General features: G+C 63.7%; 16 protein-coding genes and 1 pseudogene. 12 read left to right on the top strand and 5 right to left on the bottom strand.

All coding sequences use genetic code 11. The features are described 5' to 3' along the window. Position 1: 1 nt before the first annotated feature. The 8 genes from MSTE_RS21335 to MSTE_RS21300 are packed head-to-tail and all read left to right on the top strand — an operon-like array spanning position 2 to position 8,582. On the top strand, positions 2–1,201 hold the full coding sequence (locus tag MSTE_RS21335) for an MCE family protein (protein ID WP_096504204.1): 1,200 nt from the start codon (positions 2–4) through the stop codon (positions 1,199–1,201). Further along, positions 1,201–2,235, top strand: coding sequence for an MCE family protein (locus MSTE_RS21330; protein WP_096504202.1), 1,035 nt, complete (start codon positions 1,201–1,203; stop codon positions 2,233–2,235). The genes MSTE_RS21335 and MSTE_RS21330 overlap by 1 nt, the downstream gene beginning before the upstream one ends. Next, on the top strand, positions 2,228–3,286 hold the full coding sequence (locus MSTE_RS21325) for an MCE family protein (protein ID WP_096504201.1): 1,059 nt from the start codon (positions 2,228–2,230) through the stop codon (positions 3,284–3,286). Before MSTE_RS21330 ends, MSTE_RS21325 begins: the two co-directional genes overlap by 8 nt. Further along, entirely contained in the window at positions 3,283–4,689 is a 1,407-nt protein-coding gene (locus tag MSTE_RS21320) for an MCE family protein (RefSeq protein WP_096504199.1), read from the top strand. The genes MSTE_RS21325 and MSTE_RS21320 overlap by 4 nt, the downstream gene beginning before the upstream one ends. Continuing rightward, positions 4,686–5,894 (top strand): MCE family protein, encoded by a 1,209-nt coding sequence (locus tag MSTE_RS21315; RefSeq protein WP_162291488.1) that lies wholly within the window; start codon positions 4,686–4,688, stop codon positions 5,892–5,894. Before MSTE_RS21320 ends, MSTE_RS21315 begins: the two co-directional genes overlap by 4 nt. Then, positions 5,894–7,423, top strand: coding sequence for an MCE family protein (locus MSTE_RS21310; RefSeq protein ID WP_096504197.1), 1,530 nt, complete (start codon positions 5,894–5,896; stop codon positions 7,421–7,423). Before MSTE_RS21315 ends, MSTE_RS21310 begins: the two co-directional genes overlap by 1 nt. Next, positions 7,420–8,100, top strand: coding sequence for a mammalian cell entry protein (locus tag MSTE_RS21305; RefSeq protein ID WP_096504195.1), 681 nt, complete (start codon positions 7,420–7,422; stop codon positions 8,098–8,100). The genes MSTE_RS21310 and MSTE_RS21305 overlap by 4 nt, the downstream gene beginning before the upstream one ends. Beyond that, positions 8,079–8,582, top strand: coding sequence for a hypothetical protein (locus MSTE_RS21300; protein ID WP_064409673.1), 504 nt, complete (start codon positions 8,079–8,081; stop codon positions 8,580–8,582). Before MSTE_RS21305 ends, MSTE_RS21300 begins: the two co-directional genes overlap by 22 nt. Here MSTE_RS21300 and MSTE_RS21295 read toward each other — a convergent pair. Further along, entirely contained in the window at positions 8,579–10,090 is a 1,512-nt protein-coding gene (locus tag MSTE_RS21295; protein ID WP_096504193.1) for an alpha,alpha-trehalose-phosphate synthase (UDP-forming), read from the bottom strand. The genes MSTE_RS21300 and MSTE_RS21295 overlap by 4 nt on opposite strands. 39 nt (positions 10,091–10,129) lie before the next feature. Beyond that, complete coding sequence (locus MSTE_RS25255; protein WP_044105041.1) at positions 10,130–10,294, bottom strand: hypothetical protein; 165 nt, start codon at positions 10,292–10,294, stop codon at positions 10,130–10,132. A gap of 76 nt (positions 10,295–10,370) precedes the next feature. Between MSTE_RS25255 and MSTE_RS21285 the strand changes: the two are divergent. Next, positions 10,371–10,727 (top strand): annotated as a pseudogene (locus tag MSTE_RS21285) (cupin domain-containing protein). A gap of 68 nt (positions 10,728–10,795) precedes the next feature. Here MSTE_RS21285 and MSTE_RS21280 read toward each other — a convergent pair. From MSTE_RS21280 to MSTE_RS21270, 3 genes are all read right to left on the bottom strand, one after another. Further along, entirely contained in the window at positions 10,796–12,526 is a 1,731-nt protein-coding gene (locus tag MSTE_RS21280; protein ID WP_096504191.1) for a PE-PPE domain-containing protein, read from the bottom strand. 228 nt (positions 12,527–12,754) lie between these two features. Then, positions 12,755–13,198, bottom strand: a complete 444-nt coding sequence (locus MSTE_RS21275; protein ID WP_231897136.1) for an SRPBCC domain-containing protein — start codon at positions 13,196–13,198, stop codon at positions 12,755–12,757. A gap of 58 nt (positions 13,199–13,256) precedes the next feature. Further along, positions 13,257–13,595, bottom strand: coding sequence for an ArsR/SmtB family transcription factor (locus tag MSTE_RS21270; RefSeq protein WP_096504187.1), 339 nt, complete (start codon positions 13,593–13,595; stop codon positions 13,257–13,259). Positions 13,596–13,793: 198 nt separating this feature from the next. Between MSTE_RS21270 and MSTE_RS21265 the strand changes: the two genes are divergently transcribed. From MSTE_RS21265 to MSTE_RS21255, 3 genes are read left to right on the top strand one after another with little or no spacing between them, the layout of a single operon-like run. Beyond that, positions 13,794–14,987, top strand: a complete 1,194-nt coding sequence (locus MSTE_RS21265) for an MFS transporter (protein WP_096504185.1) — start codon at positions 13,794–13,796, stop codon at positions 14,985–14,987. After that, on the top strand, positions 14,987–15,511 hold the full coding sequence (locus MSTE_RS21260) for a mycothiol transferase (RefSeq protein WP_408645928.1): 525 nt from the start codon (positions 14,987–14,989) through the stop codon (positions 15,509–15,511). Before MSTE_RS21265 ends, MSTE_RS21260 begins: the two co-directional genes overlap by 1 nt. Before the next feature lie 41 nt (positions 15,512–15,552). Continuing rightward, positions 15,553–17,079 carry an aldehyde dehydrogenase family protein gene (locus MSTE_RS21255; protein WP_096504181.1) on the top strand — a complete coding sequence of 509 codons (1,527 nt, stop codon included), beginning with the start codon at positions 15,553–15,555 and terminating at the stop codon, positions 17,077–17,079. Positions 17,080–17,132: the final 53 nt, after the last annotated feature.

Raw genomic sequence — 17,132 nt, 5'->3', positions numbered from 1 at the left:
CATGTCAGGAGACTCGTCGCGCCGGTCTGTCCGGCTAGCCGGTACGGTGCTCGCTGCCGTGCTGGTGGCGCTGACTGTGCTGACCTACCTGGCGTACAACGACGCCTTCGCCGACACCAAGCCCATCACCGTTGTCTCGCCCCGTGCGGGTCTGGTGATGGAGGAGGGCGGCAAGGTCAAGTTCCACGGGCTGCAGATCGGCAAGGTCACGTCGATCACCTATGCCAATGACCAGGCCAAGCTGCAGCTTGCGGTCAACGCCAAGGACCTGCGGCTGATTCCGTCGAACGCCACTGTCCGCATTGCGGGTACCACCGTCTTCGGGGCGAAATCTGTGGAGTTTCTTGCCCCGCAACAGCCGTCGAACTCGTCGCTGAGGCCGGGCGCGACGGTGACTGCCGAGGCGGTGGCCCTTGAGGTCAACACCGTTTTCGAGAACCTGACCCGGCTGCTCGGCAAGATCGACCCGGTCAACCTTAATGCCACCCTGACCGCCGTCGGCGAAGGGCTGCGCGGCAACGGGGACAACTTCGGGCAGGGGCTCGTCGAGCTCGACCAGTATCTGGATCAGCTGAATCCGAAACTTCCCACCCTGCAACAGGACTTCCAGAAGGCCGGACAGGTGGGGCAGATCTATGGCGATGCCGCGCCGAACATCGTGCGCATCCTCGACAATCTGCCCACGCTGAGCCGCACCGTCGTGGATCAACAGCAGGACCTCAAGGCGACGCTGCTTGCAGCAATTGGGCTGGGTAACAACGGATACGAAACCCTGGCCCCCGCAGAAAAGGACCTCACCGCGGCGCTACAACGGTTGCGCGCCCCCGCCACGCTGCTCGGCAGGTATTCACCGGAGATCCCGTGCACGCTGCAGGCCATCTCCAAAGCGCTGGTGACCTTCACCCCGCTCATCGGCGGTGTACGGCCCGGCCTGTTCCTGAGTAACAGCTTTCCGCTGGGTGCGCCGGTGTACACCTATCCGGACAGCCTGCCCATCGTGAACGGCTCCGGTGGCCCGAATTGCCGTGGCCTACCGAATATTCCGACCAAGGCGCAGAACGGGTCATGGTACCGATCGCCGTTCCTGGTGACCGATAACGCGTACATCCCGTACAAGCCGCTGGAGGAGCTGCAAGTCAACGCTCCGGACACCCTGCAGTACCTCTACAACGGTGCCTTCGCGAAGCGAAGTGAGTTCTGATGCTGCGGGGCACACAGATCAAGGTTGTCGTCTTCACCGTGGTGATGCTGTTGGTGGCGGCGGGGCTGATCGTCACGTTCGGGGAGTTCCGATTCGGTTCCGGCAAGCGGTATCACGCGACGTTCACCACGGCGTCGGACCTGCGGTCCGGGCAGAAGGTACGCATCGCCGGGGTGCCGGTCGGCCGTGTCAAGGACGTATCGCTGACCAAGGACAACAATGTCGAGGTCACTTTTGACGTCGACTCGAAGTACCAGCTCTACAGCTCCAGCCGGGCGATCATCAGATACGAGAACCTGGTCGGAGACCGGTACCTGGAGATCACCTCGGGCCCCGGAGAATTGCGCAAGCTGCCCGACGGCGGAACGCTGGACAAGGAGCACACTCAGCCCGCTCTCGATCTGGATGCGCTGCTTGGTGGACTTCGGCCCGTGCTCAAGGGATTCGACGCCGCGAAGGTCAACGAGATCAGCAACGCGTTCATCCAGATTCTGCAGGGGCAGGGAGGGACGCTCTCCCAATTGTTGGGCGACGCATCCTCGTTCACTTCGGGCTTGGCGGAACGCGATCAGCTGATCGGCGATGTGATCAATCACCTCAACGACGTGCTTGGCACCATCGACTCCAAGAGCAGCCAGTTCTCGTCGAGCGTCGACCAGCTGCAGCAGCTCGTCTCCGGCCTGGCGCAACAGCGCGATGTGGTCGCCGGAGCGTTACCGCCGCTTGCGTCGACGGCCTCATCGCTGGAATCGGTGCTCAAGGACACCCGCCCGTACATCAAGGGCACCATCGAACAGACTCGCCAGTTGGCGACCCGGATGGACGAGCGCAAAGCCGATATCAACGTCGTTGTGGAGAATCTCGCGGAAAACTACCTGCGGCTCAACGCTCTTGGCGCATATGGGTCGTTCTTCAACATCTATTACTGCTCCATCCGGATCAAGGTCAACGGACCAGTCGGAACCGATTGGCTGATCCCGTTCGGTGGACCGCCCGACCCGTCGAAGGGCAGGTGTTCCTTCAAAAATGAGTAACATCCAAGAGAAAGATCCGGTACGCACCGGAATCTTCGGTATCGCCGTGGTGGCGATGCTGGTGTTGGTCGCGTTCGGCTACACGGGTCTGCCGTTTTGGCCGCAAGGCAAGCAGTACACCGGGTTCTTCGCGGACTCCGGGGGCCTGGAGCCCGGCGGTAATGTCTTCGTCTCGGGCATCAAGGTGGGTCAAGTCAAGGATGTGTCCTTGGCGGGCAACCAAGTTCGGGTGGACTTCACTGTCGATCGTTCCATCCGCCTGGGCGACCAGTCGCTGGCCGCGATCAGAACCACCACTGTGTTGGGTGAGAAATCGCTGTCGGTGACACCGGCCGGGGCGGGTCGCATCACCGAGATTCCCTTGGGCCGCACCAGGACTCCGTACACACTGAACAGTGCGCTGAGCGACCTGGGCGCATCGGCGGGTGGGATAGACAAGGCGCAGCTGGACCAGTCGTTGCAGGTCATTACCGACGCGATGCGTGATGCCACCCCGCAGCTGCGCGGCGCCCTGGACGGTGTCGCCTCGCTCTCGCGCACGTTGAACGCCCGCGACGCCGCCCTCGAACAGCTGTTGAGCCGTGCCAAGTCTGTCAGCGGGATCCTCTCCGAGCGTGCCGGGCAGGTGAACAAACTTGTCACCGATGGCAATCAACTGTTCGCGGCGCTCGACGAGCGGCGGTTGGCCATCGCCGAGCTGATCAATCGTGTGCAGGGACTGTCCCAGCAGATCAGTGGATTCGTGGCCGACAACCGCCAGGAATTCCGGCCCACCATGGAGAAACTGAATCTCGTGCTCGATGACCTGCTGGACCGCAAGGCGCATATCAGCGAGGCACTCAAGCGTCTGCCGGGATACGGCACGGCGCTCGGCGAGGTCGTCTCCTCCGGGCCCGGCTTCCACGTCAACGTCTACGGCTTCCCGCCGGCCACGCTGACGGCCGTCATGTTCGACACCTACTTCCAGCCCGGCAAGCTGCCCGCCAGTCTCTCGGACTACCTGAACGGTTTGATCGGTGAACGCCAAGTCATGAGGCCGAAATCGCCATGACAACACCGGAGAACCGTCTCAGACCCTGGATCCAGAAGGGCGTCTTCGCGATGCTCGCGGTGGTACTCGTGGGTGGCCTGCTGTACTGGGTGTGGCCCAGTCGCGGGACCCACAAGATCATCGGGCATTTCGCCTCGGCTGTCGGGCTGTACCCGGGTGATGACGTTCGTATCCTCGGTGTGAAGGCAGGGCGCATCACCGCTGTCGAGCCGCGTGAGGGTGACGTGAAGGTCACCATGGAACTCCCGGACAAGTTCAAGGTGCCCGAAGGTGCGCAGGCGATCATCATGGCGCCAAACCTGGTGACCGCCAGGTTCGTTCAGCTGACACCGGCGTACACAGAGGGGCAGGCCCTCGCCGACGGTGCGTCGTTGGGGCTGGACAAGACCGCCGTCCCGATCGAATGGGATGAGGTCAAGACCGAGCTGGCCAAGCTCAGCGACAGCTTGGGGCCGCAGGGTGAATCCAAGGGGCCGGTCAGCGATTTCATCAACCAGGCGGCGAGCACATTCGACGGCAACGGCGACTCGTTCCGGAATGCGGTGCGCGAGCTTTCGCAGGCGGCCGGGCGACTCGGCGACTCGCGCACGGACCTGTTCGGCACCATCAAGAACCTGCAGGTGGTGGTGGATGCGTTGGCGAACTCGAACGAGCAGATAGTGCAGTTCAGCACCCACCTGGCATCGGTGTCGAAGGTGCTGGCAGCCAGCACCGAGAACCTCGGAGCCACCTTGGGTGCACTCAACCAGGCCCTCACCGATGTGCGAGGTTTCTTGGGAGACACCAACTCTGCGCTGGTCGATTCGGTGAACAAGCTGAGCGATTTCGTGAAGATCTTCTCCGACCAGAGTGACGACGTCGAGCAGATCCTGCACGTTGCGCCGAACGGCCTGGCCAACTTCTACAACATCTATAACCCCGCGGCAGGCACGTTGAACGGCATGCTCTCGATTCCGAACCTGGCCAACCCGGTGCAGTTCATCTGTGGTGGTGTGTTCGAAACGGGCACCAAGGCCGAGTATTTGAAGCGGGCCGAGATCTGCCGTGAACGGATGGGCCCCGTGTTGCGCCGTGCAACATTCAACTACGCCCCGATCCTGCTGCACCCGATCAACCAGATTTCGGCGTACAAGGGACAGATCATCTACGACACTCCCGAGACGGAGGCGAAATCCGAGGCGCCCCGCGAGGATCTGGTGTGGGTTCGCCCCAACGGCGCACCGCCACCACCGAAGCCGTCGCCACAGGACCTCAGTGCGTTGATGCTCGGGCCCGAGGAAGTCAATGCACCGCCGCCCCCCGGCACGGAGCTGCGTCCCGCCGAGCCGGGGCCGGTGCCACCGGGTTTCCCCGCGGCTGCGGACGAGCCGGCACCACCTGCTGTTCCTGGAGGGCCGCGATGAGTCGGCTGAGTTCAACGCTCTTCGCGCGATGCTCTCATCGCACACTGCGCGGCGTGGCGATCGGTGTCGGTGTCGCCGTGGTGGCCAGTGGGTGCCAGTTCAACGGTCTCAACTCGCTGAACCTGCCCGGGACGGCAGGACACGGATCGCGGTCCTACACCATCACTGTTGAGCTGCCCGATGTCACCACGCTGCCGCAGAACTCCCCGGTCATGGTGGATGACGTGACGGTGGGCAGTGTGTCCGGCATTGATGCGTACCAAAAGCCCGACGGCTCTTGGTATGCCGGAGTCAAGGTGTCTCTGGGACCCGAGGTGCAGTTGCCTGCCAACGCCGTCGCCAAGGTCGCCCAGACCAGCCTGCTCGGCTCGCAGCACATCGAGCTGGCCGCCCCCACCGGCGAGCCCGCAGTGGGCAGGCTGACCGGTGGTGCCACGATTCCGCTGAGCCGTACCGGCAAATACCCCAGCACCGAAGAGGTGCTCTCCGCGCTCTCTGTCGTGGTCAACAAGGGCAATCTCGGTGCGATACAAGACATCACCGACGAGACCTACAACCTGTTCAAGGGGCGTACCGGCAACCTCACCCAGGTGCTGCCCAAACTCGCCACACTGATCTCCTCGCTCAACTCTCAGCGGGACGACATCATCTCGGCCATGCAGGGCATCGACAAGTTCTCCCGAGTCCTGGCCGAACACAAGGAAAGCCTTGGGCGCGCTATCGATTCAATCGAACCCGCTCTCAAGGTGCTCAACGAGAATCGCGCCAACATCATCGAGGCGTTCCGTTCGGTGGGCAACCTCGCGAAGATCACCGACCGGGTGCTCCGGACCACCAAGGAAGACCTCGTCGCCGATCTCAAGGGGTTGTACCCGGTGGTGCGGGCGCTGGCCGAGAATCGCGACGTGTTGATCGACAGCCTGGACCTCCTGCCCACGTTCCCGTTCAGCACCAAGTACCTGCGGAACGCGGTGCGCGGTGACTACCTGAACGTCTTCGTGACGTTCGACCTGACCGCTCGGCGTTTGGGCGAGACGCTTTTCACCACATCGTTCTTCGACCCGAATATGCAGCATTTCAACGACGTGGTGAATCCCCCGGAATGGCTCATCGGATCCATGGCCAACCTGAACGGCAAGGAGACCAGCCCGTTCGATTTGCCTGCCCCCGCGGCCCCCGCCGCCCCACAGGGAGGTGGTCGCTGATGGAACGGCTGATCAAGATCCAGCTGGTGATTTTCGCGGCCGTCACGGTGATCAGTGTGGCGTTGATGGCGATCTTCTACCTGCGGGTGCCCACCGCGCTCGGCATCGGAAAACACGATGTGAAAGCGCAGTTCGTTGCCTCGGGCGGCCTGTATCAGAACGCGAACGTCACCTACCGCGGTGTGCAGATCGGGCGGGTCACCGACGTTGCGCTGACCCCCGAGGGCGTCACCGCCAGCATGCGGCTCAACAACGACGTCAAGGTGCCCGGCAATGTGCGGGCAGTCGTCAAGAGCGTCTCCGCCATCGGCGAGCAGTACGTAGATCTGGTGCCGCCCACCACGGGTGCTGCCGGAAGCCTCCGAGGGGGCGATGTGATCGGTACCGATCGCACCGCCATCCCCACCGATGTGTCCACCCTGCTGCGTCAGGCCGACGGGCTGGTCAACACCGTCGCGGACACCCGGCTCCGGGAGGTGCTGTCCGAGGCGTTCAAGGCATTCAACGGATCCGGTCAGGAACTTTCCCGGTTGATCGACTCGTCGCGGCTGCTGATCCAGGAGGCCAACGCCGACTATGGCAGCACTACCAAGCTGATCGATCAGGTGGGGCCGCTGCTGGATGCTCAGATCCGTAGCGGTGACAACATCCGCGGATCCGTCTCCAGCCTGGCGGCATTGACCGAGCATTTCGCCAAGGCCGACCCGCAACTGCGGCAGTTCCTCAAGGTGGCGCCGGGTGCCGCCGAGGAAGCCTCCGAACTGTTCGCGGGTATTCGCCCGTCGTTCCCGGTGCTCGCGGCGAGCCTGGCCAATCTGGGGCGCGTCGGCGTCATCTACAACAAGTCCATCGAGCAGTCGTTGGTGATCCTGCCCGCGTTGTTCTCGGCGTTGTTGACGGTCGCCGGTGGTGCCCCGATGGACGAGGGCGCGAAGCTGGACTTCCGGCTGAACCTGGGTGACCCGCCGCCATGCCTCACCGGTTTCGTGCCGGCGCCGCTGATGCGTACCCCGGCCGATGAGACCCTGCGCGAGCTGCCCAGGGACATGTACTGCAAGACCGCCCAGAACGATCCCAGCGCGGTGCGTGGCGCGCGCAACTACCCGTGCCAGGAGTTCCCCGGAAAGCGGGCACCGACCATTCAGCTGTGCCGTGACCCGCGCGGATACGTGCCGATTGGCAGTAACCCATGGCGTGGCCCGCCCGCGCCGTATGGCACCCCGGTGGAGGATCCGCGGAACATCCTGCCGCCCAACAAATTCCCGAACATACCGCCGGGCGCCGAGCCGGATCCGGGCACTCCGACACTGCCGCCGCCGCCTCCGCCGGCTCCGGACGCCCCGCCGGCCGGAGGTGACGTGATGCCGGTAGCAGCGAAATCGGAGCCGATGGCGGCGCGTGCCTATGATCCGAAGAATGGTGTGTTCCTCGATGCCAACAATCAGCCGAGTGTGTACGCGCCCGCGCTGGACCGCGGTAGTGAGGCGGAGACGTGGGCGGATCTGATGCTGGGACCGAAGCCGGTATGACCCAAGACGAGCCGAAAGCCACGTCGCAGACACCGCGGCGGCGGGCGGCCCGGCCGGCCGGCCCTACGAGTGAGACCGGTGCCGAGCCCATCAGTGTGTCGCTGGGCCGCACCGAGACCCGGTCGAAACCCGAGCCCTCCGTGTCCGATTCCCGTCGACGGGGAAACGCGCGCGCTGTGGCATGGGTGGCATCGGTGCTGGCAGTGGTGCTGATTGGCGCATTGGGAGTGGCACTGGCGCTCATGGGTCGTGCCCAGCATCGCGATGACCTGCGCGCCGCGCGCGACCAGCATTTCGTCGACACTGCTGTGCAGACGGTGACGAACATGATGACCTACAGCCCGGACAGCATCGATAAGAACGTCGACCAGTTCGTCAACAGCACCAGCGGACCGCTACGGGGCACCTTCAACCCCGACAACACCGCCAATCTCAAAGCGCTGTACCACCAAACCGGCACCAGCTCGGAGGTGGTGATCAAGAAGGCGAGCCTGGAAAGCGTCGACGAGGTGAGCAAGAAAGCCTCGATACTCATCTCCGCGCGCGTAACCCTCACCAACGCAGACTCGGGGGTCAACGAGCCCTCCAAGTCGTATCGCATGCGGATGATCGTCGCCGAGGATCAGCAGGGCAACATGACCGCATATGACCTGAGATGGCCGGACGGACAGAGCTGATGCGCTGGTTGACAAGAACTTTCGTCGCGGTTGTGGTGCTGGCCGTTATCGGGTTGTCCGCCGTGGCCGGCGGCATGTACTGGCACAGAGTCGATACCATCGCCAGCCGGGCTGCGGGACAGACGCTGATCAAGCAGGCCGGCAAGCAGGTGGGAAGCATCTTCGGATACGACTATCAGACCGTCGAGCGCAGCCTCGACGAACAGTACGCGGGGCTGACCCCCGAGTACCGGCGTGAGTTCGAAGACAAGGCGAACCGGGAGATCATCCCGCAGGCCAAGCAGCGCAAGATCGTCAGCCAGACCAGTATCGTCGGCACCGGAATCATTGCCGCGCATAGAGATTCGGCGCAGGTGGTGGTTTACATGAATCGCACCATCACGGACCAGTCGCGTACTCCGGTGTACGACTCGTCGTCGATTCAGGTGGACTACACGCGCGCAGGAGACAAGTGGTTGATCTCCTACATCACGCCGCTTTAAAGGGGCTCGCCGCCCAGCACCGCCGGCTGTTCCGGTGCAATCGAATCGCCGGTGGCCGGTGTGGCCAGAGCCTCCAGGAATGCACGTGCCCATCGATCCACATCATGCGCGAGTACCTGGCGGCGCAGCGCCCGCATGCGGCGGCGCCCTTCCTCAGGGGTCTGGTTGAGCGCCGACTCGATTCCGTCCTTCACGCCGTCGATATCGTGCGGATTGACCAGATAGGACTGGCGTAGTTCCGCCGCGGCGCCGGTGAACTCGGAAAGTACGAGCGAGCCGCCCAGATCGCTGCGGCAGGCCACGTACTCCTTGGCCACCAGGTTCATGCCGTCGCGCAGGGGAGTCACCAACATGACATCCGCGGCGACGAAGAAGGCGATGAGATCTTCGCGCGGTACCGGCCGATGCAAGTAATGCACCACCGGATGGCCGACCTCGCCGAACTCGCCGTTGATGTGACCGACCTGCTGCTCCACATCGCCGCGCATCTTTTTGTAGCTCTCGACGCGTTCGCGGCTGGGGGTGGCGAGCTGGATGAAGACGGTGTCGCTGCTGCTGGCGCGGCCCTCGGCGAGCAGTTCTTCATAGGCGCGCAGCCGGATATCGATGCCCTTGGTGTAGTCGAGTCTGTCGACACCCAGCAGGATCTTGCGCGGACCGCCGAGTTCGGCGCGAATCTCCTTGGCGCGCTGGCGAATCTGCTTACTGCGGGACACGCTGTCGAGCTCTGCGGAGTCGATTGAGATGGGGAAGGCGCCCACCTTCACGGTGCGGAATCCCACCCGGATTTCGCCGAACCGCGAGCGCACGCCGATCGACGCCCGTGACGTGCTGGCGCCCACCAATCTTCGCGCCAAGTACATGAAGTTTTGGGCACCGCCCGCCAGGTGGAACCCGATGAGATCGGCGCCCAGCAGGCCGTCGACGATCTCGGTGCGCCAGGGCATCTGCATAAACAGCTCAACGGGCGGGAACGGTATGTGTAGGAAGAAGCCGATCGTCAGGTCGGGGCGCAGCATGCGGAGCATCTTGGGCACCAGCTGCAGCTGATAGTCCTGTACCCAGATGGTTGCGCCCTCGGCGGCCACCGCGGCCGTTGCCTCCGCGAACTTGCGGTTCACATCGACGTAGGCCTGCCACCATTCCCGGTGATATTCGGGTTTGACGATCACATCGTGATACAGCGGCCACAGGGTGGCGTTGGAGAAGCCCTCGTAGTATTCGTTGACCTCTTGGGTCGACAGTCGCACCGAGTAGAGCACCATGTCGTCCTCGGAGACCGGCTCGACATCGGCATCGGCGACACCCGGCCAGCCCACCCAGGCGCCGCGGCGCTTGCGTAGCAGCGGCTCCATCGCGGTGACCAGCCCGCCCGGGCTGCGCTTCCAGGTGGTGGAACCGTCGGGCAGCTTTACCAGGTCGATCGGGAGGCGATTGGCAACGACGACAAAGTCGGAGCTGCCGAAGGCAGGCTCGACGGCCGATCGCTCATCCGATCGAGGCACCATGTTTGTTTCTCAGTACGAATCGCGAGGAGACGTATCGGGTTACGCGTCGACCTTGGTTGGCCCGATACCCAGCATCGCGAGCAGCATGCGGCACTCGTCGGCATCGTTCGCATAGGCGGCGACGACGCGCTGCGCCTGATGGGCAGTCTCGTCGGCCAGCGGCTCGAGATCGTCGATCGCGGCTGGTTCGGTCTTGGCTGGCATTCACCCAGTCTAGGCGACGCAGTGCCAGGGGCCCACATGAGGAATGCAGACGCCACCTTGACGGGTTGCTCCACAGGTGCCGGCCACTCAGGGTGATCCCGCTCTTTTCGGTCCCAATGCTCCGGGCTACGCGTGGAAATCGGCGGGTGACGTCGAGCCGATCGAGCTCTTCCCCGGAGTGACCATTCAACCGCTCTGGGAGGGCGAGAATGGTGCGAAAGCCCTGATTACAACCATCTCTGCGGGAGCGGTGTGGGTGGGAGAGGATCACCATCTGCCTGGGCCGGAGGAGGTGTACGTCGTATCTGGAGTGCTCGGCGATGGAGTAAACGAGTATCCGGCCGGCACATTCCTCCATGCCCCCGCGTAGTCCTGGCATGTTCCGCAGTCGAAGCAGGGTTGCGTGCTCTTTCTCTTCTATCCGGAGGGCTGACCTTTGACTCCGTGCCACGCGAGAGCGTGGAGGTTGCGATCTGGCTGATTCGTGATGCGGTGGCCGGGTCAGGCCGCGTTGCTCCCGGAATGTCCGTTCCCGGATTTGGAGTGATCGCCCGAGTTCGCGTGGTCACTCGGGCCGGCGTGGGTGCCGGATTCGGGGCCGCTGCTGTTTCCGGTATCGCCGGTTTCCTTGCCGGCTCCCGAGTCGGCGCTGGTCGCGCTGGGTGACTTGCCGGCGCCCAGGCCCGGTATGGACGTGAGGCCGTCTCTGATCGACGGGAGTTTCGGATTCTTCGCCGTCGTCCCGGGCCGTGACACGGGAAGCTTCGGAAGGCGCAGGGTCGGCTTCGTCGTGTCTTTCGACTTCTCGACGTCCTTGACGGAAGTGACGGCGGGCTTCCGCTGGCCCGGCTTCTCGTCGGGCGTGGTCTCGGGTTTGGTTTCCGTTGTGGTCTCAGCCTGCGCGGTGGGCACTGTGTTTGCACTGACCGCGATTGCGGTGGGATCGGAGAGCTTGGTCGGCGCGGGGGGAGCGGTTGGCCCGGATGTGGTCGGGGTGAGGACTGGTTCCCTGGGTGTTTCGGGTGCGGGTGTCTGGGTCGCGGGCGGTATGGCCCTCGTGGGATCAGCCTGAGGGGCAGGGGGATTGGCGGTTCTGTCGACAGGGGCGGGTTGCATGGGCGCCGCGCCGGGCAGTCCGTTCTGGAAGTTCTCGGCGCCTTCCTCGACGGCACCGGGCAGCTTCTTGAGTGCATCGATGATGTTTTTCGATGGGGTGAAGAGACTGAACGGTTTTATGGTGCCCGGGCCGGTTTCGCGGTCGTAGGCCATATCGATGAACACGCGCAGGGTGGGCTCGATGGCATCGAGCACGAAGGACGCGCCTATCGGATTGGTGAGATCGCGCAGCGGTTGCAGCAGCGGGAGATGTTCGGTGTGCACGACGTAGTAGGTGGATATGGAGCCGTTGGCGTTGGTGATCACGGTCTTGGTCGTGCCGTCTTCGTAGTGGTACGTGGTTGTGTTGCCGTCGGTCTGGGTCTTGTCCGCCAGGGCGTTCGCGTTGTCGTACTTGTCCAGATCGGTGTTGTCATAGAACTGGTCGGGATGCGTATACGGGAATGCCACAAGGGCATTGGCGATGGCCAATGGGTTGAAGTACGCCGGGAAGTCGCCGATCGTGTCGTATTCGTTGGTGATATCCGTGGTGGTGAAGATGTCCGGCTTCGCAGGCTGGGCCGAGTAGATATCCATGAACGGAATCCAGATACCGGGGAAGCGGGCCAGAATGCCCCCATTGGGCTTGTAGGCATTGGAGATCAGGACGAATTGGATATCCGGGTTTCCGTCGGGCCCGTACTGCTCTTCGAGGTCTTTGCGTGACTCGTTGACGACTACCGCGCCGAGCGAGTAGCCGATGATGACCTTCTTGCCCGGATGGGTCGCAATCTCGTAGGCCAATGCCGTGTGCCCTGCGGTGACAGATTGGCGAAAGGTCTTGTCCCGCAGACCATCGACGGGCCACATCGTCCCCGGATAGGAAACGGGAACGTACGTGTCGGAAGAAGAGTTGTAGAAGCCATCGAGGCCGCCGAGCTTGGCGGGAATGTTCGCACCCGGGCCGTCGCCGCGGCCACCGACTCCGATGACATAGGACGCGAGCGTCGAGGCGATGGTTCGCGACTCCATGGCGACCGGTGCCAGCACCGTGCATGTCGCCGCCACCGCGGCGGCGGTGGCCACCGAGCGCTTGAGCGATTGACGTTTCCCCGAAACCGAATGCTGCGCTGCCATCAGGACCCCTCCTGTGCTTTCGGCGCCGTTGCCGAATGCGGTGGCATGAGAGTAAAGAGGGCAAAGCTTTTGCGCCATACTCTGAGAGGGGTGAACCGGCCAGTTCCACTACATTGGCCACTGCGCTTGTAGTACCTGGTCAAGGACTAATTTCGACGCAGGATTGTATCCAAATTAGCTGGCTTGTTCCCGGAGTGCGTGAGGAGATTCAGCAAATTCTGTGAGCGCTCAGCCGAGTATCTCTGCGTACCCGTTGTTGAGGTTTTGCCAGTCGTGAGTCATGGCATCGAGGCCAACCACCCGGCCACGCGGTGTCCCGTCGACGGCCAAGGTGAGAGTGTCCAGGCAGATGTGCCAACCGCCGGCATTTCCCGACGCATTACCGCGATCGGACATCGAGTGTTCGAGGGTCAGTCGACATCCATTCTTTGTGGGTTCGATTCGCCACCTCAGGGTGTCGTCGGGACCCCAGCGATGGATCAGCTCGTGTGGAGGGTTGACGGTGAGCACTTCGCCGTCGAGTACCGGATCCGCAGAAGTCTCCCGGACCCGAGCGGCTCCCACCGAATCCAGTGGGCGATCGGGTACGGCGGGTGACCACTGTCGCAACTTGTCGGGGTCGACGAGCCACGGCCATACCTTCTCCGGTGAGTGGTTGAACTCGCGGGACATGGTCAGAACCCACCTGCCGTCGTGGTCGTCGCACGGGGTGAGGGTGGCGGCCAGGGGATTAGTCACGGTCGTCGTCCTTCGTGTTGTCATGAGTGTCGGCCTCGCTGACGATGAGATGGGCGAGGCGATCGAACGCGGTGGCCCACTTGCGGTGATAGGGCGTCACCCAGGCCAGTACGGCGGGCAGGGGATCGTCCGCCAGGTGGTAGACCCGGCGTTTCCCGGCGACCTCCACGCGAACTGTGCCTGCATCACGCAGGACGCCCAGGTGCTTGGACACCAGCGACTGCGAGACATCGAGTCGTTCGATCAGCGTCGTGACATCGGCTGCTCCTTCGCGCAGGGTGTCGATGATCCGGCGTCGAGTCGGGTCGGCGATCACCATGAAGGCGTCCATGTATTCATATCACCACAGAATCATATGAATATCAAGAGATGTGTTCGGCAGGGGCGATGCGCGCTGCGGCCCAACATGGTCATGGTCAGTACTGTGGTCAACAGGTACCGGTGAGTGCTGCTCGCCGAGGTCGCGGTGGGGGCGTGATCGCCGGCTCAACGCCGAGGTGAGGACTATTTCTTGACGAAACCGCTGCGTATGCGGATTGCCGTTATCGGTGTATTCGCATCGTTCGGGCTCGTGGTGGCCACCTGGGCTGTGCACCTCCCGACCATGAAGCAGGCCACGGGGATGTCCTCGACGGCGCTGGGCCTGGTGGTGCTGGTCTTGGGTGGCGGCGCACTGGTGGGCATGCTGATCAGCGGTGTGCTCGTCGACCGATTCGGCAGCGGGCCCATTGCCGTTGCCGGTGGCGCCGCGATGGCCCTCGGCGTCAACATCCCGCTATCGGCCACAAACGTGTGGATCGCCGGAGCAGGCGCGTTCCTGTGCGGCGTCGCCGTCGGCGTCACCGATGTCGCGATGAACGCCGCCGCGGTCGACGTGGAGCGCTTCTACGGCCGGCCGATCATGGCCTCATTCCACGGGGTGTTCTCGGTCGGCAATGTGGTGGGTGCCGGTATCGGAACCGTCGCGTTTGCGGTGCACGTACCGGTCTTCGTCACCGTCCTGGGCGTCACTGTGCTGTGCCTGGCGGTGCTGGGATCGTCGGCCAGTGTGCTGCTGAGGGACAAGCTGCGCGTCGGCGAAGCCGAGGCCCCGGACACGGTGCCGTACACGCTGCCGCCCGCGGTCACCTGCCGCCGAGGTCAGGTGTTTCTCCTCGGCGTATTGGCCATGCTGCTGATGCTCTCGGAAGGATCGGCGACGGACTGGAGCAGTCTGCACGCACAGGAGCACCTGGGTGCTTCCCATTCATGGGGTGCGTTCACATTCGGCGTGTTCATGGCGGCCATGACGGTGGGCCGGTTCACCGTTGACAAGCTCGTCGAACGAGTTGGACGAGTACCGGTCCTGCGCTGGGGATGTGCGCTGGCCGCGGTCGGTCTGCTAACCGTGATCGCGTCGTCGACGCTGCCTCTCACCATGGCGGGCTGGGCGGCCGTGGGCCTTGGGCTTGCCGGCGGCGTCCCGCAGGTATTCACCGTGGCGGGCAACATCGACGAACAACACGAGGGTCGAGTGCTGTCCTGGGTGGTCGGGACCGGCTACGTCGCGGTGCTGGGCGGGCCCGCCCTCATCGGCTGGCTTGCCGATGCGTTGTCCCTCAACACCGCCTTGCTGCTGCCCATCTTCGCGGTACTCGTCTGTGGCTGTGCGGCAGGTGCGCTGACGATGAGCACGCCTGCGACCAAGACTGCGCCCAAGCCCGGGCGTACCGTCAAACCATGATGAACACTCTGGCGGCTGCGTCGGCGCGGGAACTGTTGCGTGACAGCTTTACTCGGATCATCGAACATGTCGGCGAGGTGACCGACGGTCTTCCCGATTCCGCATTGGTGTATCGCCCAACCACGGATGCGAACAGCATCGCCTGGCTGATCTGGCATTCGGCGCGCTGTCAGGACGTGCAGATCTGTGCCATCACGGGTGCGGAGCCGGTGTGGACGGCCCTCGGCTGGGAGCCGAGATTCGGCCTCGACCTGCCCGCCGACTCCAACGGATACGGGCACACGCCCGAGGATGTGGCCAAGGTGATCGCGACGGTCGACCTGCTCAGTGGCTACTACCAGGACGTGCACGAAATGACACTGCGGTATGTCGACACCCTGACCGATGCCGAGCTTGCGCGTGTTGTCGATCAGCACTGGGATCCGCCGGTCACCGCGAGCGTCCGGTTGGTCAGCATCGTCGACGACTGCGCCCAGCATCTGGGTCAAGCCGCCTACCTGCGCGGGATGATTCCAACCAACTAGTGGGGATGGCGACGTGGGTCCCCTCGTGCCAGACTCCTCTAATGACAACGACGTCTGAAAACCTCGCCGCCGCCCACAGTGCCGTCCGCGACGTGCGCAATCCCGCGAACGGGCAGGTCGTCGGGCAGGTGAACTGGACCGATCCCTCGGATATCCCCGTGATCACCGCACAACTGGCCAAGGCGCAGCCGTCGTGGGAGCGTCTTGGCCCCGAGGGACGCGGCAAGGTGCTGGCCCGCTTCGCGCAGTGGCTGACCGACAACACGCCGCGTATCGAGGCCCAGTTGATCGCCGAGACCGGTAAGTCCAAGATCGACGCGGGCATCGAGATTCCGTCGATTCTCGCGATCATCGCCTACTACGCGCCTCGTGCGGCGGAATTCTTAACACCCGAATCGCGGCCGGCCTCGTCCATCGCCATGAACACCAAGAAGATCACCCTGTATCAGCGGCCCCGTAGGGTCGTAGGAGTTATCTCCCCATGGAATTATCCTGTGGCACTTGGATATTGGGATGTGATTCCGGCCCTGTTGGCGGGCTGTTCGGTGCTGCTCAAGCCCTCCGAACGCACGCCGCTGTCCGATGAACTCATCGCGCGCGGCTGGGAGGAAATCGGAGCGCCGCCGGTGTTCGAGATTGTCCACGGCGCACGTGAGGTCGGCGAGGCACTGATCGACAACGTCGACTTCATCCAGTTCACCGGATCGACGGCCACCGGCAAGAAGATCATGGAGCGCGCCGCGCGCCGCCTCACCCCGGTCAGCCTGGAACTGGGCGGCAAGGACCCGATGCTGGTGCTCTCGGATGCCGACGTCAAACGTGCGGCACATGCAGCGGTGTGGGGCAGCATGTTCAACGCCGGTCAGACCTGTGTCTCCGTCGAGCGGGTGTACGTCCACGACTCGATCTATGAGCAGTTTGTCGACCTGGTGGTCGACGAGGTGCGCAGTTTGGAGATCGGGGCCGGGATGGATCACAGCGTCGGCGCCATGATCGACGAGAATCAGCTCGAGGTCGTGGATCGGCATGTGCGCCAGGCGGTTGCGTCGGGTGCTCGGGCACTCACCGGCGGCGCGCGGGTCCCGGGCGGCGGTACCTTCTACGCTCCGACCGTGCTGGTCGACGTGGATCATTCCATGGATTGCATGCGGGAGGAGACCTTTGGTCCCACGCTGCCGATCATGCGGTTCTCTGAGGAGTCCGCGGCGATTGCCCTGGCGAATGACAGCGAGTACGGGCTGTCTGCCAGCGTCTGGACCAAGGACCGAAGGCGCGCCGAACGCATTGCGCTGCAACTTGATTGCGGTACCGTCAATATCAACGACGTGATCATGAACCTGTCCTGTCTGACCGCGCCGCACGGTGGCTGGAAGGGCTCGGGGATGGGCTCGCGCTTCGGTGGTGCCAGCGGTCTGCTCAAGTACTGCCGCACGGAGGCCATCGTCGACACCCGGGTGACGCTGCCCAGTGAGCCGCTGTGGTACAGCGGACCGAGCTGGCTGGCGCCGGTGGCGCTCAAGAGTCTTACCAAGCTCTCGAACAAGGCACTGCGCCCCTTCCGTCGCTGACACCTCACGTTCACTCGTCGGCCACCCTGGCGACGGTTGCCGGGGTTAGTTTC

It is taken from the genome of [Mycobacterium] stephanolepidis (genome assembly GCF_002356335.1).
GTDB classification, from domain to species: Bacteria; Actinomycetota; Actinomycetes; order Mycobacteriales; family Mycobacteriaceae; genus Mycobacterium; species Mycobacterium stephanolepidis.
This window is presented reverse-complemented; position numbering and strand designations above follow the sequence as displayed.

Excerpts from the sequence above, each read along its gene's own strand:
- MSTE_RS21310 (WP_096504197.1), top strand. The coding sequence starts at position 5,894 with ATGGAACGGCTGATCAAGATCCAGCTGGTGATTTTCGCGGCCGTCACG.
- MSTE_RS21255 (WP_096504181.1), top strand. The coding sequence starts at position 15,553 with ATGACAACGACGTCTGAAAACCTCGCCGCCGCCCACAGTGCCGTCCGC.
- MSTE_RS21260 (WP_408645928.1), top strand. The coding sequence starts at position 14,987 with ATGAACACTCTGGCGGCTGCGTCGGCGCGGGAACTGTTGCGTGACAGC.
- MSTE_RS21265 (WP_096504185.1), top strand. The coding sequence starts at position 13,794 with ATGCGGATTGCCGTTATCGGTGTATTCGCATCGTTCGGGCTCGTGGTG.
- MSTE_RS21280 (WP_096504191.1), bottom strand. The coding sequence starts at position 12,526 with ATGGCAGCGCAGCATTCGGTTTCGGGGAAACGTCAATCGCTCAAGCGC.
- MSTE_RS21320 (WP_096504199.1), top strand. The coding sequence starts at position 3,283 with ATGACAACACCGGAGAACCGTCTCAGACCCTGGATCCAGAAGGGCGTC.
- MSTE_RS21330 (WP_096504202.1), top strand. The coding sequence starts at position 1,201 with ATGCTGCGGGGCACACAGATCAAGGTTGTCGTCTTCACCGTGGTGATG.
- MSTE_RS25255 (WP_044105041.1), bottom strand. The coding sequence starts at position 10,294 with ATGCCAGCCAAGACCGAACCAGCCGCGATCGACGATCTCGAGCCGCTG.
- MSTE_RS21275 (WP_231897136.1), bottom strand. The coding sequence starts at position 13,198 with ATGTCCCGCGAGTTCAACCACTCACCGGAGAAGGTATGGCCGTGGCTC.
- MSTE_RS21315 (WP_162291488.1), top strand. The coding sequence starts at position 4,686 with ATGAGTCGGCTGAGTTCAACGCTCTTCGCGCGATGCTCTCATCGCACA.
- MSTE_RS21305 (WP_096504195.1), top strand. The coding sequence starts at position 7,420 with ATGACCCAAGACGAGCCGAAAGCCACGTCGCAGACACCGCGGCGGCGG.
- MSTE_RS21325 (WP_096504201.1), top strand. The coding sequence starts at position 2,228 with ATGAGTAACATCCAAGAGAAAGATCCGGTACGCACCGGAATCTTCGGT.
- MSTE_RS21270 (WP_096504187.1), bottom strand. The coding sequence starts at position 13,595 with ATGGACGCCTTCATGGTGATCGCCGACCCGACTCGACGCCGGATCATC.
- MSTE_RS21295 (WP_096504193.1), bottom strand. The coding sequence starts at position 10,090 with ATGGTGCCTCGATCGGATGAGCGATCGGCCGTCGAGCCTGCCTTCGGC.
- MSTE_RS21335 (WP_096504204.1), top strand. The coding sequence starts at position 2 with ATGTCAGGAGACTCGTCGCGCCGGTCTGTCCGGCTAGCCGGTACGGTG.
- MSTE_RS21300 (WP_064409673.1), top strand. The coding sequence starts at position 8,079 with ATGGCCGGACGGACAGAGCTGATGCGCTGGTTGACAAGAACTTTCGTC.